Annotated in this window: 15 protein-coding genes; 5 read left to right on the forward strand and 10 right to left on the reverse strand. The window is 71.6% G+C overall.

Annotation, left to right across the window (positions count from 1 at the left end):
* Positions 1-52: 52 nt before the first annotated feature.
* From JX575_RS13515 to JX575_RS13530, 4 genes are all read right to left on the reverse strand, one after another.
* Positions 53-922: an alpha/beta hydrolase gene (locus JX575_RS13515; RefSeq protein ID WP_186341232.1), complete on the reverse strand. Its 870-nt coding sequence runs from the start codon at positions 920-922 to the stop codon at positions 53-55.
* Between the two features lie 44 nt (positions 923-966).
* Entirely contained in the window at positions 967-1,542 is a 576-nt protein-coding gene (locus JX575_RS13520) for a hypothetical protein (RefSeq protein WP_241005157.1), read from the reverse strand.
* Positions 1,543-1,552: 10 nt separating this feature from the next.
* Complete coding sequence (gene metG / locus JX575_RS13525; RefSeq protein ID WP_186340773.1) at positions 1,553-3,355, reverse strand: methionine--tRNA ligase; 1,803 nt, start codon at positions 3,353-3,355, stop codon at positions 1,553-1,555.
* A gap of 78 nt (positions 3,356-3,433) precedes the next feature.
* Complete coding sequence (locus tag JX575_RS13530) at positions 3,434-4,033, reverse strand: DsbA family protein (RefSeq protein ID WP_186340772.1); 600 nt, start codon at positions 4,031-4,033, stop codon at positions 3,434-3,436.
* Between the two features lie 133 nt (positions 4,034-4,166).
* Between JX575_RS13530 and pepN the strand changes: the two genes are divergently transcribed.
* Positions 4,167-6,734, forward strand: a complete 2,568-nt coding sequence (pepN, locus tag JX575_RS13535) for an aminopeptidase N (RefSeq protein WP_186340771.1) — start codon at positions 4,167-4,169, stop codon at positions 6,732-6,734.
* 193 nt (positions 6,735-6,927) lie between these two features.
* On the opposite strand, the gene JX575_RS13540 is transcribed toward pepN, so the two are convergent.
* Both JX575_RS13540 and JX575_RS13545 read right to left on the reverse strand, forming a co-directional pair.
* The gene (locus JX575_RS13540; protein ID WP_186340770.1) at positions 6,928-7,311 is read right to left on the reverse strand and encodes a DUF5130 family protein; all 384 of its coding nucleotides are present in this window, start codon (positions 7,309-7,311) and stop codon (positions 6,928-6,930) included.
* Positions 7,298-7,687, reverse strand: a complete 390-nt coding sequence (locus JX575_RS13545) for a hypothetical protein (RefSeq protein ID WP_186340769.1) — start codon at positions 7,685-7,687, stop codon at positions 7,298-7,300. Before JX575_RS13545 ends, JX575_RS13540 begins: the two co-directional genes overlap by 14 nt.
* A 31-nt stretch (positions 7,688-7,718) precedes the next feature.
* On the opposite strand from JX575_RS13545, the gene JX575_RS13550 reads away from it, so the two are divergent.
* The gene (locus JX575_RS13550; protein ID WP_241005158.1) at positions 7,719-8,840 is read left to right on the forward strand and encodes a mechanosensitive ion channel family protein; all 1,122 of its coding nucleotides are present in this window, start codon (positions 7,719-7,721) and stop codon (positions 8,838-8,840) included.
* A gap of 31 nt (positions 8,841-8,871) precedes the next feature.
* Positions 8,872-9,249 carry a globin gene (locus JX575_RS13555; RefSeq protein ID WP_186340768.1) on the forward strand — a complete coding sequence of 126 codons (378 nt, stop codon included), beginning with the start codon at positions 8,872-8,874 and terminating at the stop codon, positions 9,247-9,249.
* Here the strand turns inward: JX575_RS13555 and JX575_RS13560 are convergent.
* Positions 9,233-10,093: a thioesterase family protein gene (locus tag JX575_RS13560; RefSeq protein ID WP_186340767.1), complete on the reverse strand. Its 861-nt coding sequence runs from the start codon at positions 10,091-10,093 to the stop codon at positions 9,233-9,235. The two genes, JX575_RS13555 and JX575_RS13560, sit on opposite strands and share 17 nt — an antisense overlap.
* Positions 10,094-10,213: 120 nt before the next feature.
* Between JX575_RS13560 and JX575_RS13565 the strand changes: the two genes are divergently transcribed.
* Positions 10,214-11,428 (forward strand): acetyl-CoA C-acetyltransferase, encoded by a 1,215-nt coding sequence (locus JX575_RS13565; RefSeq protein ID WP_186340766.1) that lies wholly within the window; start codon positions 10,214-10,216, stop codon positions 11,426-11,428.
* A 35-nt stretch (positions 11,429-11,463) separates the two neighbouring features.
* A complete protein-coding gene (locus JX575_RS13570; RefSeq protein WP_186340765.1) occupies positions 11,464-11,958 on the forward strand; it encodes a MarR family winged helix-turn-helix transcriptional regulator in 495 nt (164 codons plus the stop codon).
* 90 nt (positions 11,959-12,048) lie between these two features.
* On the opposite strand, the gene ettA is transcribed toward JX575_RS13570, so the two are convergent.
* From ettA to JX575_RS13585, 3 genes are all read right to left on the reverse strand, one after another.
* On the reverse strand, positions 12,049-13,731 hold the full coding sequence (gene ettA, locus JX575_RS13575) for an energy-dependent translational throttle protein EttA (RefSeq protein ID WP_186340764.1): 1,683 nt from the start codon (positions 13,729-13,731) through the stop codon (positions 12,049-12,051).
* Positions 13,732-13,794: 63 nt separating this feature from the next.
* The gene (locus tag JX575_RS13580; protein ID WP_186340763.1) at positions 13,795-14,256 is read right to left on the reverse strand and encodes a single-stranded DNA-binding protein; all 462 of its coding nucleotides are present in this window, start codon (positions 14,254-14,256) and stop codon (positions 13,795-13,797) included.
* A 146-nt stretch (positions 14,257-14,402) separates the two neighbouring features.
* Entirely contained in the window at positions 14,403-16,058 is a 1,656-nt protein-coding gene (locus JX575_RS13585; RefSeq protein WP_186340762.1) for a YfjP family GTPase, read from the reverse strand.
* Between the last annotated feature and the right edge of the window lie 5 nt (positions 16,059-16,063).

A 16,063-nucleotide genomic window follows, 5' to 3' on the forward strand; every position in this document is an offset into this window, starting at 1 on the left:
GCAGCCCGACGCCGACACCACCCCCACGAGATCGCGAGTGTCCTCCTGCGGCTCAGGCGAGGTGCAGGTCGAGCCAGCCGGCGACCTGCCGCACCAGCGGCTCGGACGCGGTGAAGCCCGCGTGCCGCCAGAAGCCGTGGGTCTGGCCCAGGTAGCGCACCCCGACGGTCTCCACGCCGGTCTCGGCGACCCGCCGGGCGAGCTCCTCCCCCTCGTCGCGCAGCGGGTCGGCCTCGGCGGTGGCGACGAACGTGGGCGGCAGGGTGTGCAGCCGGTCGGAGAGCAGCGGCGCGAGGTCGGGGTCGTCGTAGTCGGCCTCGCTGCGTGCGTACTGCTCCCAGTACCACCGCGCCTGGTCCGGGTCGAAGCCCGAGTCCGCCCCCTGCTGCCACGACGGGAACGCGTTGCGCGGGTCGAGGAAGGGGTAGACGAGCGCCACGGCGCGGAAGAAGCCGGGGTTGCGCAGGGCGGCGACCAGGGCGAGGTTGGCGCCCGCGGAGTCGCCGTGGGCGGCGTACGCGCCCGGCGGGCCCTCGCGCCGCAGCCAGCCGACCACGGTGTCGAGGTCGTCGGGCGCCGCGGGGAACCGGTGCTCCGGCGGGCGGCGGTAGCCGACGCTCAGCACCGGGCGGCCCAGCCGGTTGGCGAAGCGGCGGCAGATGGGGTCGTGGACGTCGACGTCGTTGAGCACGAACCCGCCGCCGTGGGCGTGCACGACGAGGCCCGGCCGGGCGCCGGCGGGCGTGTAGAGGCGGCAGCGCACCCCGTCGGCGTCGACCTCCTCGACCGCGGCGACGTCCTCGCGCGGCTCGAGGAGGCTGGCGCGGCGTGCGTCCTCGCGGTGGGCGGCGAGGTTGAAGCCGGGCGCGCGGAGGTCGGGACTGTCGTCCCCGGCGAGTGCCGCGCGCACCTCGGGATACATCACGACGACCTCCTGGTCGGTGGGAGTCGGGGTCCAGCGCTCGATCAGCGCGACATCAGTGCGTCGAGGCCGACGGCGACCGCGGCCGCGACCCGGAAGTCGACCCGCCGGTCGGGCACCGTGACGCGGTAGTGGTCACGGATCGACATCCTGCGCTCGACGGAGAAGAGCGGGGCGCCGGTGGTGTCGACGAAGTCGAAGTTGACCGGGATGAAGTCGACGTCGGTGAAGCGGCGCAGCAGCGCGACGAGCTGGTTGCGCTCGCGACCGGAGCCGGCGTAGCCGGGCCCCTCGACCAGGAAGGTCGAGCGGAGCAGCGACGCGCCGAACTCCTTCTTGAAGTAGCCGATCTGCGCCCCGGACTCGTCGGTGATGTCGTAGCCGGCGTTGAGGTCGATCGCACGGCGCGCCTTGAAGCCGAAGACCGGACGCGACTTGCTCGCGTCGGCGAAGAAGGTGACCTGCTCCTTGAACGCCATCCGCTTCTGCTCCGCGAGCGCCATCAGCCGGGTGGGGTTGCCCGCCTCGTCCGACTCCGAGATCTCGTAGCGGTTGATCATCATGGTCAGCTTCTGCCTGACCACGAAGTGCGGCAGGTACATCTCGGCGGTGTCGGGCATGGGGCGGAGCCTAGCCACCCACCCGGGCGAGCTCCTCCTCGACGACCGACGGGTCGAGCTTGGTGAACACCGGCGTCGGCTTGGCCACCTTCGCACCCACCGGCACCGGGCGCGACGCCCACGCGGGCGTCGCGGAGTAGTCGCCGGTGATGATCGTGTACGACGTGTGGCCGGCGCCGTTGTCGGGCTCGAGCTCCTCGACCTGCTCGATGCGCGGCATCGGCATCAGCTCGCCCTCGCCGCCCAGCACCGCGTGCACCTTGTTGGCCGCGTGGGGCAGGAACGGCGACAGCAGCGTGTTGCAGTCGCTCACGCACTGCGCGGCCACGTGCAGCACCGTCGCGAGGCGCTCGCGCTGGGACTCGTCCTTCATCTTGTAGGGCTCGGTGACCGTGAGGTACTTGTTGACCTCGCCGACCACCCGCATCGCCTCGGCGACGGCGGCTCGCAGCCGGTGCTTCTCGATCAGGTCGCCGACGCTCGTGAAGCCCCCGCGCACGGTGGCGAGCACCTGCTCGTCGACCTCCTCGAGCGGCCCCGCCGCCGGGATCTCGCCGAAGCTCTTGGCGACCATCGTGGCGGTGCGGTTGACCAGGTTGCCCCAGCCCGCGACCAGCTCGGAGTTGTTGCGGGTGACGAAGTCGGCCCACGTGAAGGCGGCGTCGGAGGTCTCCGGCCCGGCCGCGCAGATGTAGTAGCGCAGCGCGTCGGGGCCGTAGCGGGCGAGGAAGTCGCCGACGTAGATGACGTTGCCGCGGCTGGTCGAGAACTGCGAGTCGCCAAAGGTCAGGAACTCGCTGGAGACCACCTCGGTCGGCAGGTTGAGCGTGCCGTACGCGCCGGGCTCGCCGCCCTTGTCGCCCTCGCCGTTGTAGGCCAGCAGCTCGGCCGGCCAGATCTGGGAGTGGAAGACGATGTTGTCCTTGCCCATGAAGTAGTAGGACTCGGCGTCGGCGTCGTTCCACCATTCGCGCCACTTGTCCGGCTCGCCCAGCCGACGGGCCCACTCGATGGAGGCCGACAGGTAGCCGATGACCGCGTCGAACCACACGTAGAGCCGCTTGGTCGGCTGGTCCTCCCAGCCCGGGACCGGGATGCCCCAGTCGATGTCGCGGGTCATCGCGCGCGGACGGATCTCCTTGAGGATGTTCTGGCTGAACTTGATCACGTTGGGTCGCCACAGGCCGGTCGCCTCGCGCTCGTCGAGCCACGCCCCCAGCGCGTCGGCGAGGGCCGGCAGGTCGAGGAACCAGTGCTGGGTGTCGCGGAACTCCGGGGTCTCGCCGTTGATCCTCGAGCGCGGGTCGATGAGGTCGGTCGGGTCGAGCTGGTTGCCGCAGTTGTCGCACTGGTCGCCGCGCGCCTCGGCGTACTTGCAGATCGGGCAGGTGCCCTCGATGTAGCGGTCGGGCAGCGTGCGGCCCGTGGACGGGCTGATCGCGGTCTTCGTCGTCTCCTCGACCATGTAGCCGTTGCGGCGACACGTCTCGAACATCTCCTGCACCACCGCGTAGTGGTTGCCGGTGGTGGTGCGGGTGAAGAGGTCGTACGACAGCCCGAGGCCGCAGAGGTCGTCGACGATCACCTGGTTGTACTTGTCGACCAGCTCGCGGGCGGGCAGGCCCTCGTTGTCGGCGAGCACCAGGATCGGCGTGCCGTGCTCGTCGGTGCCGCTCACCATCAGCACGTCGTGGCCCGCCATCCGCATGTAGCGGCTGAACACGTCGGAGGGCACGCCGAAACCGGCCACGTGGCCGATGTGGCGCGGGCCGTTGGTGTAGGGCCAGGCGACGGCGGACAGGACACGAGTCATGGACGCAAGCCTAGTGACCGGGTGCCACCCGCCCTGCCCCGGTGGCGTCCCCGGGCACGGGCGGGCGGCAGCGCGGGGTCAGGAGAAGTCGAGGTCGCCCGTGCGCGAGCGCTTGAGCTCGTAGAAGTAGGGGAACTTCGCGACGGCCACGGCGCCGTCCCAGAGCTCGCCGGCCTCCTCGCCGCGGGGGATCTTGGACAGGACCGGACCGAAGAACGCCGAGCCGTCGATGTGGATGGTCGGCGTGCCGACGTCGTCGCCGACGGGGTCCATGCCCTCGTGGTGGCTCTTCGCGACCGCGTCGTCGAGCGACGCGTCGTCCCAGGCCTCGATCAGGTCGGCGGGCAGGCCCGCGTCCGCCAGCGACGCGGCGACCGTCTCCCTGGTCAGCCCCTCACCGTGGTTGTGGTGGCGGGTGCCGACCGCGGTGTACCAGTCGCCCAGCGCCTTGTTGTCACGCTCCTGCGCGATCTTGATCGCGACGCGCACCGGCTTCTCGGTGCCCTTCAGCATCTCCCGGTACTCGTCGGGGATGTCCTTGTCCTTGTTGAGGTAGGCCAGCGACATCACGTGCCACTGCACGTCGATGTCGCGCACCTGCTCGACCTCGCGGATCCAGCGCGAGGTGATCCAGGCGAACGGGCAGAGCGGGTCGAACCAGAGGTCAGCGGTAGCCATGTCCACCACAAGACCCCGCCACGGCCACCTATTCCCCACCCCTCCCCCACCGGCCGCCCACCGGCCGCCCGCCGGCCGCCCACCGGCCCCCTCCGGCATGGGCCGGCGATGCACCCGGTGGCAGGATGCGAGCATGCCTGGAACCAACCTCACCCGGGACGAGGCCGCCACCCGCGCCGCCCTCCTGGACGTCACGGCGTACACCGTCGACCTGGACCTCACGTCAGCCACCCAGCCCGAGGAGACCACCTTCGTCTCCACCACGACGCTCGAGTTCACCTGCCGCGAGCCAGGAGCCGCCACGTTCGCCGACCTCGTCGCGCCCAGCGTCCGCGAGATCACGCTCAACGGACGCAGCCTCGACCCGGCCACCGCGTACGCCGACCACCGCATCGCGCTCGACGGGCTCGAGGCGAGCAACACGCTGGTGGTGACGGCCGACTGCGCCTACTCCAACACCGGCGAAGGGCTGCACCGCTTCGTCGACCCCGCCGACGACCGGGTCTACCTCTACAGCCAGTTCGAGGTGCCCGACGCCCGGCGCGTCTTCACCACCTTCGAGCAGCCCGACCTCAAGGCCGTGTTCACCTTCAACGTCACCGCCCCCTCGCACTGGGTCGTGGTGTCCAACGCCGCGACCCCCGAGCCGGTCGAGGCGGGCGACGGCGCCTCGCTGTGGCGCTTCCCCACCACCAAGCGGATGTCGACCTACATCACCGCGATCGTCGCCGGCGAGTACCACGGCGAGTTCGACACCTACGAGGGCAAGTTCGGCACCATCCCGCTGGGCCACTACTGCCGCCAGTCGCTCAAGGACCACATGGACACCGCCGAGCTGGTCAAGCTGACCAAGCAGAGCTTCGAGTGGTTCGAGGAGCAGTTCGACTACCCCTACCCGTTCGGCAAGTACGACCAGCTCTACGTGCCGGAGTACAACGCCGGAGCGATGGAGAACGCCGGCTGCGTGACCCTGCGCGACGAGTACCTCCCCCGCAGCCGCCAGCCCCGCTCGTTCTTCGAGTTCCGCGCCTCGGTCATCACCCACGAGATGGCGCACATGTGGTTCGGCGACCTGGTGACCATGAAGTGGTGGGACGACCTCTGGCTCAACGAGTCGTTCGCGGAGTGGGCCTGCTACTGGTGCGAGGCCAACGCCACCGAGTTCACCGACGCGTGGACCGGCTTCGCCAACGCCCGCAAGCAGACCGGCTACCGCGCCGACCAGCTGCCGTCCACCCACCCGATCGCGGCCGACAACGTCGACCTGCACGCGGTCGAGGTCAACTTCGACATGATCACCTACGCCAAGGGCGCGTCGGTGCTCAAGCAGCTCGTCGCGTGGGTCGGCATCGAGCCGTTCCTGAAGGGCCTGCGGTCCTACTTCAAGGAGTGGGAGTACGGCAACCCGGAGTTCAAGGACCTGCTCGCCACGCTCGAGAAGTCCTCGGGCCGCGAGCTGCAGGGCTGGGCGCAGGAGTGGCTCCAGACGGCCGGCGTCAACACGCTCGCGCCGGTCTTCGAGCTCGACGCCGACGGCGCCTACTCGTCGTTCGCCGTCGCCCAGTCGGCCCACCCCGACTGGCCGACGCTGCGCCGGCACCGCCTCGGCATCGGCCTCTACGACACGGTGACCGACGAGGAGGGCGCCGGGCGCCTCGTGCGTCGCGACTACCTCGAGATCGACGTCGACGGCGCCAGCACCGACGTCCCCGAGCTCGTCGGCGTGCGGCAGCCCGCGCTGCTGCTGCTCAACGACGAGGACCACGCCTACGCCAAGATCCGCCTCGACGAGCGCTCCCTCGCGACCGCCATCTCGGCCCTGTCGACGTTCGAGGACTCGCTGCCCCGCGCGCTCGTGTGGGGTGCGGCGTGGGACATGACGCGTGACGCCGAGATGCGCACCCGCGACTGGGTCGACCTGGTGCTCGCCAACATCGGCCAGGAGAGCGACGCGTGGGCGGTGACCCGGATCCCGGCGTCGACCGCGCTCGCCGTCAACTTCTACTCCGACCCCGCGCACCGACCCGAGCTCAGGGCGCAGTGGGAGACCGGCCTGCGCGAGCTGCTGCTCGCGGCCGAGCCCGGCAGCGACCACCAGCTCACCTTCGCCCGCTCCTACGCCGGGGCCGCCCACAGCGACGCGGCGCTCGACGACCTCATCGGCCTGCTCGACGGGTCGTTCGAGGTCGAAGGGCTGGCGATCGACCAGGACATGCGGTGGGTGCTCATCACCGCGCTGGCCAAGCAGGGTCGTTTCGGCGACGCGGAGATCGACGCCGAGCTCGAGGTCGACCGGACCATCTCGGGCAAGGAGCAGGCGGCCGCCGCCCGGGCCGCCCAGCCGACCGCGGAGGCCAAGGCCGCGGCCTGGGACGCGCTGCTCGACCCGTCGACGCCCAACGAGACCTCGCGCGAGATCGCGTTCTCGATCTTCCGCTTCGGGCAGGAGGACGTGCTCGAGCCCTACCTCGAGAAGTTCCTCACCGCGTCGCAGACGCTCGTCGACACGCTGGGCTTCCACAAGGCCTCGACGATCCTCGAGTACGGCTTCCCGCGCCCTCTCGGCTCCGCCGCCACCCTCGCGCGGCTCGACGAGTGGCTGGCCGACGGCTCGGCGCCCAAGCAGGCGCAGCGCTACGTCGGCGAGGCGCGCGCCGAGATCGCCCGCGCCCTGGCCGCGCAGGAGTGCGACGCCCGGTAGCAGTCGAGGCAGCGGTCGAGTCGGCGCGTCCTGACACCCCACGAGGGTCGAGGCGGCGCGTCCTGACACCCCACAAGGGTCGAGGCGGCGCGTCCTGACACCATCGAGGTCAGGACGCGCCGACTCGGCGCTGTTTCGGAGTCAGGACGAGCCGACTCGACCCGACTTCGGCGTCAGGACGAGCCGCCTCGGCTCAGGCCTGGGGGGAGCCCTGGGGCTGGGTGCGCTCGGCCAGCAGGGCGATGCCCCGCTGGAGGCCGGCGAGCAGGTGGCCGGCGGCGAAGTCCGACGTCATGGCCTCGACGGCGCGCTCGACCTCGGCGTCGGTCAGGACGCGGCGTACGTCGCCGCCGGTGACGACCTCGACCACCCGACGGCGGGGGTCGACGAGGATCAGCACGCTGCGCGCCGGGACCACCAGGCGGTTGTGCAGGCGGGTGGCCCAGGTGCGGGCGTCGTCGCCCTCGACCGGGCCGACGTAGACGGAGAACTCGAAGCGGGAGGCCTGCTCGGCGAGCCGGATGGACTTGTCGAGGGCCAGCCGGTCGGTGTCGCTCAGGGCCTCACCAGCGGCCACTTGCGCCACCTGCTCGGGAGTCCTCGCCGTCGGGGGCGGGGAGCTCGGCGACGCCCTGTCGCGGACCGCCGATCCACTGGGGCTCACCGGCCGAGTGGTCGGGCAGGAGCCGCTCGCCGCGGATCATCGGCGGTAGGTAGACCGCGACCGCGATCACCACGAAGGCCAGGAGCGGGAATCCGACGAACAGCGCCAGGGAGTGCAGCGAGTCGAGCTGGAGGCGCTCGGTCTGGCCACCCCAGCCCTCGGGGACGTCGGCGTGGGCCGGCGCGGCGAGCAGGGCGAGGGCCGTGCCCCCGGCGAGGGCTGCGGCACGGCCGCCCCAGCGGGCGCGGGCGCGTCGGGGTGAGCGGGACGGGCTGACGTGCGTGGTCACGGGTCACAGCGTATCGCCCATACTGGCGGGCATGCCTCACCCCCTCACCACCCCGATCATGCTCATGACCGAGGCCTCCGGGAGCGAGACCAACCCCTGCGACGCCGACGCGCGGCTGTGCGACTGGACCTGGGAGCGCACCAGCGACGCGTCGCTGTCCACGGTGGTCGACTGGATCGTCGGCAAGCCGCTGGCCCTGGCCGGCCTGGTGATCATCGGGCTCGTGGTGCGGTGGGCGCTCCACCGGCTCGTCGACCGGATCGTCCGCAGGGCCGAGCACGGGATGCTGCCCGACCGCCTGAGCCGCGCCATCTCGGGCGGGCGCATGGGCGCGGCCCTCAACCTGCGTGAGGACCCGGGCTACACCAGGCGGGTGCAGCGTGCGGCGACGATGGGCTCGCTGCTCAAGAGCGTCATCACCGGTGTCGTCCTCACCGTGGTCTCACTGATGGTCATCGCCGAGCTCGGCTACGACATCGGCCCGCTGATCGCCAGCGCCGGCATCATCGGCGTCGCCATCGGGTTCGGCTCGCAGGCGCTGGTCAAGGACTTCCTGTCGGGCATCTTCATGATCTTCGAGGACCAGTACGGCGTCGGCGACGAGGTCGACCTGGGTGAGGCCTCCGGCACCGTGGAGGCGGTGGGCCTGCGCGTGACGCGGCTGCGCGACGTCAACGGCACCGTCTGGTACGTCCGCAACGGCGAGATCCTCCGGGTCGGCAACATGAGCCAGAACTGGGCACGCACCGTGCTCGACGTCGGGGTGGCCTACGGCGAGGACCTGGCCCGCGTGCAGCGCGTGCTGGCCGACGTCGCGCACGACCTCTGGCAGGACGAGGACTTCACCGGTCGGGTCATCGAGGAGCCGTCGGTGTGGGGCGTGCAGGAGCTCGGCCCGGACGGCGTGCTGGTGCGCGTCGCCCTGAAGACCGCGCCGCTGGAGCAGTGGGCCGTGGCCCGCGAGATGCGCCAGCGGATCAAGGCCCGGTTCGACCTGGAGGGCATCGAGATCCCGTTCGCCCAGCGCGTGCTGTGGATCCGCGACCAGCAGCGCCCCGAGGCCCCGTCCGCTCCCGACGACGCGCACCCGCCGGCGCGGGGTCCGGCGCAGACCGAGGCCGAGATCGCGCCCACCGGGGAGACCCCGTCCTGACGCGGCTGGGGTGGCACGGGAGGATGGTCGCGTGACGACGACCTTCTACGACGAGATCGGCGGCGAGGAGACGATCCGCCGGATCGTGCACCGCTTCTACGAGGGCGTCGCCGACGACGAGGTCCTGCGCCCGATGTACCCCGAGGAGGACCTCGGCCCCGCCGAGGACCGGTTCGCCCTGTTCCTCATCCAGTACTGGGGCGGCCCCACCACGTACGGCGACACGCGCGGCCACCCGCGGCTGAGGATGCGCCACGCGCCGTTCAGCGTGACGCCGGAGTCGGCGCAGCACTGGCTGCGGCACTTCCGCGCCGGTCTCGACGAGGCCGGCCTCACTCCCGAGCAGGACGAGCGGTTCTGGGACTACGTCACCCACGCCGCGCAGTTCATGGTCAACTCCCCGGACTGAGCTCCCCCGCGAGGTCGCGCAGCACGTCGGGCACGGGCGCCGGACGCCCGGTGGCGCTGTCCATGCACACCCCGACCACCCGCGCACGGGCCAGCACCTCCTCGCCGTCGCGCACCACCGAGTCGAAGACGACCGACGTGGTGCCGATCCGTGAGATCCAGGTGCGGCAGTCGTAGGGCTCGGGGCGGAACAGGATCGGGCGCCGGTAGTCGACGTCGACCTGGGCGACCACGAGGTGGTGCCCCTGCCCCAGCTCGGCGCCGCTGGCCATCATGAGCTGGATCCGCGCCTCCTGGAAGTACTCGAAGTACTTGACGTTGTTGACGTGGCCGTAGACGTCGACGTCGCTGAAGCGGACGTGCACCGAGTAGCGCCCGCCGGGCACGTCGACGACGTCGGGCAGCCTCGGCGTACGCACGGGCTCGTCCGGCTCGAGCAGCCGCCCGAGCGACTCGCGCTCCTCGGCGTGCAGGCGCCGCGGTCGCTCGGTGGAGAAGACGTAGGGCGTGAGCACGGTCCGGGCGCGGACGTAGACCGTGCGCTCGCCCGACGCGTCCTCCTCGAAGACCTCGTAGGCCATCGTGAAGCTCGCGGCGCGGATCTCGGTCACCCAGCACTCGATCGAGACCGGCTCGGAGCCGAAGGTCAGCGACGAGAGGTAGGTGACCTCGTGCCGCACCACCACGACCCCCTCGGCCAGGTCGTCGGCCCGGCTCGCAGGGGCGTGGGTGCGGAACATGTCGACCCGCGCCTCCTGGAGGTAGTCGACGTAGGTGACGTTGTTGACGTGGCCGAGCAGGTCGAGGTCGGCCCACCTCAGGGGGCAGCGATAGAGATGACGCACGTGCCGATCGTCGCAGACGACGACCCCACCCTGCGCCGACCTGGCGCCCGGTGCCGCACTAAGGTGCGATGGCACACCCGCACGACCTCCCCACCACCCACCGAGCCACCGGAGTCCTCCATGCCCGAGGCAGTGATCGTTTCCGCAGCCCGCTCCCCCATCGGACGCGCCAACAAGGGCTCGCTCAAGGACTTCCGCCCCGACGACCTCACCGCCCTCGTGGTGCAGGCCGCCCTGGAGAAGATCCCGGCGCTCGACCCCGCCACGATCGAGGACCTGCTCCTCGGCTGCGGGCTCCCCGGTGGCGAGTCGGGCAACAACATGGCGCGGGTGGTCACCACGCTGCTCGGCCTCGAGGTCCCCGGCGCGACCGTGACCCGCTACTGCTCGTCGTCGGTGCAGACCACCCGGATGGCGTTCCACGCGATCAAGGCCGGCGAGGGCGACATCATCGTCTCCGCCGGCGTGGAGACCGTGTCCCGCTTCGCCAAGGGCACCTCCGACCACATCCCCGACACGCGCAACCCGCGCTTCGAGGACGCCGCCGCACGCACCGCCGAGTACGCGAAGGGCGGGCGCGACTGGCACGACCCGCGCGAGGACGGCGAGCTGCCCGACATCTACATCGCGATGGGCCAGACGGCCGAGAACGTCGCCCGGCTGCGCGGCCTCGACCGCAAGGAGCTCGACGAGTTCGCCGTCCGCTCGCAGAACCTCGCCGAGAAGGCGATCGCCGACGGCTTCTGGGAGCGCGAGATCACCCCCGTCACCACGCCCGACGGCACCGTGGTCAGCAAGGACGACGGCCCCCGCGCCGGGGTGACCTACGAGGCCATCGCCGCCCTCGACCCGGTCTTCCGCCCCGACGGCGTGGTCACCGCCGGCAACTGCTGCGCGCTCAACGACGGCGCCGCCGCGGTGGTCGTCATGTCCGACACCAAGGCCGCCGAGCTCGGCCTGACGCCGCTGGCGCGCATCGTGTCGACCGGCGTCTCGGGCCTCTCCCCCGAGATCATGGGGCTCGGACCCGTCGAGGCCACCAAGAACGCCCTCAAGCACGCCGGCATGAGCATCGGCGACATCGACCTCGTCGAGATCAACGAGGCCTTCGCCGCCCAGGTCGTCCCGTCCTACCAGGACCTCGGCATCGACCTCGACCGCCTCAACGTCAACGGTGGCGCGATCGCGGTGGGCCACCCGTTCGGCATGACCGGCGCCCGCCTGCAGAACACGATGCTCAACAGCCTCGACTGGCACGACAAGTCCACCGGCCTGATCACCATGTGCGTCGGGGGCGGCCAGGGCATGGCGATGATCCTCGAGCGGCTCTCCTGAGGAAGTCCCGCCCTCGCCAGCACTACGCTGGCCCCATGACCACGACGGGGGAGCCGCGTTGGCTCGACGACGACCAGCAGCACTCCTGGCGCGCCCTGATGATGGGCATGACGCTCCTCGAGGAGCGCCTCGACGACGACCTGCGGCGCGAATTCGGCATGTCGCTGACGGAGTACGAGGTGCTGGTCCGGCTCTCCGAGCGCCCCGGGCGGGCGATGCGGATGGCCCAGCTCGCCGACGCGATGGCCCACTCGCGCAGCCGGGTGACGCACACCGTCGCCCGGATGGAGGCCGCGGGCTACGTCACCCGCGGCACGACCCCGGAGGACGGGCGCGGGGTGGTGGCGACCATGACCGACCAGGGCTACGAGCTGCTGGTGCGCGCGGCGCCGTGCCACGTCGAGAGCGTGCGGCGCAACATCGTCGACCTGGTGCCCGAAGAGGACTTCGCCGCCGTCGGGCGGGTGTTCAACCGCGTCGCCGACCACCTGGTCAACCGGCACCCGGAGTCGGAGATCCGGCCCGCCTGACCACTCCGCCGTACGCACGCCGGACGGCGGGCGAACGCGCGCCGGGTCGCCGGCCGGCGGGCGTCGCGCGCCGCCGGCCGACGGAGCCGGTCAGTCGCGGGTGAGCCGGCGGTGGGTGACGCGGTGCGGACGGGCCGCCTCGATGCCGAGCCGCTCGACCTTGTTCTGCTCGTAGGATGCGAAGTTGCCCTCGAACCAGAACCACTTGGCCGGGTCCTCGTCGTCGCCCTCCCACGCCAGGATGTGGGTCGCCACGCGGTCGAGGAACCACCGGTCGTGGGAGGTGACCACGGCGCAGCCCGGGAAGTCGAGCAGCGCGTCCTCGAGGGACGACAGGGTCTCGACGTCGAGGTCGTTGGTGGGCTCGTCGAGGAGCAGCAGGTTGCCGCCCATCTTCAGCGTCAGCGCCAGGTTGAGGCGGTTGCGCTCGCCGCCGGACAGGATGCCGGCCTTCTTCTGCTGGTCGGGGCCCTTGAAGCCGAAGGAGGCGACGTAGGCGCGGCTGTTCATCTCGAAGTTGGCGACCTTGATGAAGTCGAGACCGTCGGAGACGACCTCCCAGACGTTCTTGTGGGGGTCGATGCCGCCGCGGGACTGGTCGACGTAGGACAGCTTGACCGTCTGGCCGACGGTGAGGGTGCCCTCGTCCGGCTGCTCCGAGCCCGTGATCATCCGGAAGAGCGTGGTCTTGCCGACGCCGTTGGGGCCGATGACGCCGACGATGCCCGCGCGGGGCAGCTTGAAGGACAGGTCGTGGATCAGCGTGCGGTCGTCGAAGCCCTTGCCGAGCCCCTCGGCCTCGAGCACGATGTCGCCGAGGCGCGGGCCGGCCGGGATGTTGATCTCGGAGGTGTCGATCTTGCGCATCCGGTCGGCCTCGGCCGCCATCTCCTCGTAGCGGGCCAGACGCGACTTGCTCTTGGCCTGCCGGGCCTTGGGGTTGGAGCGGACCCACTCCAGCTCCTTCTCCAGCATCCGGGCGCGCTTGGCGTCCTTCTGGCCCTCGACCTTGAGCCGGTCCTTCTTGGTCTCGAGGTAGGTGGAGTAGTTGCCCTCGTAGGGGTGCGCCTTGCCGCGGTCGAGCTCGAGGATCCACTGCGCGACGTTGTCGAGGAAGTACCGGTCGTGGGTGACGGCGAGGACGGCGCCGGGGTAGGAGGCGAGGTGGCCCTCGAGCCACTGCACCGACTCGGCGTCGAGGTGGTTGGTGGGCTCGTCGAGCAGGAGCAGGTCGGGTTGCTGGAGGAGCAGCTTGCACAGCGCCACCCGGCGGCGCTCACCACCGGAGAGGTTGTCGACCAGGACGTCGGGCGGCGGGCAGCGCAGGGCGTCCATGGCCTGGTCGAGGCGGCTGTCGAGGTCCCACGCACCGGCGTTGTCGAGCTCGGTCTGGAGGTCGCCCGTCTCCTTCATCAGGGCGTCCTGGTCGGCGTCGGGCTCCCCCATCTCCATGTAGGCCTCCTCGAGGCGCTTCATCTTCGCCTTGAGGTCGCCGACCGCCTCCTCCACGTTCTCCAGGACGGTCTTGCCCTCGGTGAGCGGCGGCTCCTGCTGGAGCATCCCGACCGTCGCCTCGGGGTCGAGGATGGCGTCGCCGTTGTTGGCGTGGTCGAGCCCCGCCATGATCTTGAGCAGCGAGGACTTGCCCGTGCCGTTGGGGCCGACGACTCCGATCTTGGCGCCGTGGAGGAACGACAAGGTGACGTTGTCGAGGACGACCTTGTCGCCGTGGGCCTTGCGCACATTGCGCAGTGTGAAGACGTACTCAGCCATGCGGCCGAGCCTACGGGGAAGCGACCCCCGGCCGACAATCGCACCGACGCGCAAGGCCCCCGGTCAAGCGGCCTGCTGGCCGCCCTGCTCCCCGCCCTGCTGCCCGCCCTGCCGCATGGCCTGCTCCCCGGCCTCCCCGCCGACCTGCGACGCCGAGTCTCGCGACTCGGCCGGCGCCGCCTTGGTGAAGCTGGTCGTGCCCTGGGAGAGGTCGTGGCCGACGGCGGAGGCCACCACCTCGAACGAGGTCTGTGGTGCGCCGTCACGCTCCCACACGTCGGCCACCAGCCGCCCGTGGACGACGACCGGGTCGCCGCTGTGCAGCGAGGAGGCCGCGTGGCGGGCCAGCCGGTTCCACGCCTTGACGGTGTGCCACGACGTGGCGCCGTTGACCCACTCGCCGTCTCGGTAGCGGCTCGGCCTGCACGCCACACGGAACGTCGCGACGGCGCGACCGTCGGCGATCTCGCGCAGCGTCACGTCGCCGCCGACCCGGCCGGTCAGGGTGATCTGGGTGTCGTACATCGGTGCCTCCTGGCTCGGGCGACGGCCCTCCCGCCGCGATCACCCAAGGCTCGCCGCCCCGGCCGACAGGACGGGCCGCACCGGCGCGAGGCTGGGGACAACCCGCCGTCGGCGCGGCCTGGGGACGTTCTCCGGCCCGCGAGTGGTCAGCGCAGGGCGGCGGCGAGGCCCTCGCGGACGGTCGCGTAGGAGGCCAGCTCGGCCTCGATCGGGGCGACGACCAGCTCGGCGGACACCTCCGAGATCGCATCGCGCAGCCGCTTGTCGGCCGTGCGCGCCCGCTTGCGCGCGGTCGCGGCCACCAGCCAGCGGCACACGAGGGCGAGGAGCAGGCCCAGCCCGATCCCGCCGAGCAGCAGCAGGGTGGGCAGCGGGAAGGCGCCGACCTCCGGCGTGGGCGGCTCGGGCAGCCGGGCGTAGGACCCGAGCGCGAGGAGGGCCAGCCAGCCGGCCCCGACGATCGCGGCGAGGATCAGGACGTACTGCAGGACGCGCACCAGCCCGGCCCACGCCGGGATCCTGGCGGCGCCGAGGTCGACGCCGGCCACGGCGCGGTCGAGTCGGTCGCCGAGGTCGGGCAGGCGCGACACCGACGCCGCGCGCACGGCCGCGGCCCACGGCGGCGCCATGCCCTCACCCACCTGGTCGGCCAGCGCGCGCACCTCGGTGTCGATCCGGGCACGCTGCACCCCGGTCGCCTTCGGGACGGAGGTGCGTGCGGTGCCGGTGAGCTCCTTGCCGGCCGCGCCGAGGTCGAGGTGGAGGCGCTTGAGGGGGTCGGGCTTGAGGCGCGAGAACCACGCCGTGACCGGCCAGCCGGTCGCCCGGTTGGCGCGGATGCGGGTGGAGTCGGCCACGGCCTTGACCACGGTCGGGACGCCGGCCGCGTCGGCGAACGCGTCGTCGAGCGCCGCGACCCGCTCCTTGGACAGCGACGGCACCTTGCCCGTGCCGGTGGCCTCCTCGAGGCGCTGGGCGGCCGAGCGGACGTCGGCCTCGAGCCGCGCCCGGGTGAGCTTCTTCTCCGCCACCCGCTTGGCGATCATGCCGCGGAGCTCCTCGATGCCCCATCCCTGGCGGGCACTGACGGGCAGCACCGGGACGCCGGAGAGGCCGTCGGCCTCCAGCAGGCGCCGCACGTCGTCGACCATGCCGGCACGACGGTCCTCGGGCACGGTGTCGATGTGGTTGAGGACGACCAGCATCACGTCCTGGTGGCCGGCGAGGGGCTTGAGGAAGCGGTCGTGGATGGCGGCGTCGGCGTACTTCTGCGGGTCGAGCACCCAGACCAGCATGTCGGCGAGCTGCACCAGCCGCTCGACCTCGAGGTGGTGGGAGACCTCGGTGGAGTCGTGGTCGGGCAGGTCGAGCAGCACGACACCGCGCATCTCGGCGTCCTCGTCGCCCTGGGAGAGCATCGAGTCGCGGGTGACCTGGTGGCGCGGCGGGATGCCGAGCCACTCCAGCAGCTCCTCGGCACCCTCCTTGCCCCACACGACGGCAGTGGCCCACGACGTGGTGGGACGGCGTACGCCGACCGCGGCGAGCTCGAGCCCGCTGAGGGCGTTGAACGTCGAGGACTTGCCCGAGCCGGTGGCGCCGCCCAGCGCGACGACCGTGTGGTCGGCCGACAGCTTGAGCCGGCTCGCGGCGCGCGCGGCGACCGCGGTGGCGTCGTCGACGACGGCGTCGTCGACCCGGCCGCGGGCCGCCTCGGCTGCGCGCTCGAGTCCGTCGACGCGTGCGCCGATGTCAGAGCTCCTGGTGACCAGCTTCTTGGCCCCTTCGAGCAACGACGTCATGTCTC

Origin of the sequence: Nocardioides sp. zg-1228, assembly GCF_017086465.1 — a bacterium.
Classification (GTDB): Bacteria; Actinomycetota; Actinomycetes; order Propionibacteriales; family Nocardioidaceae; genus Nocardioides.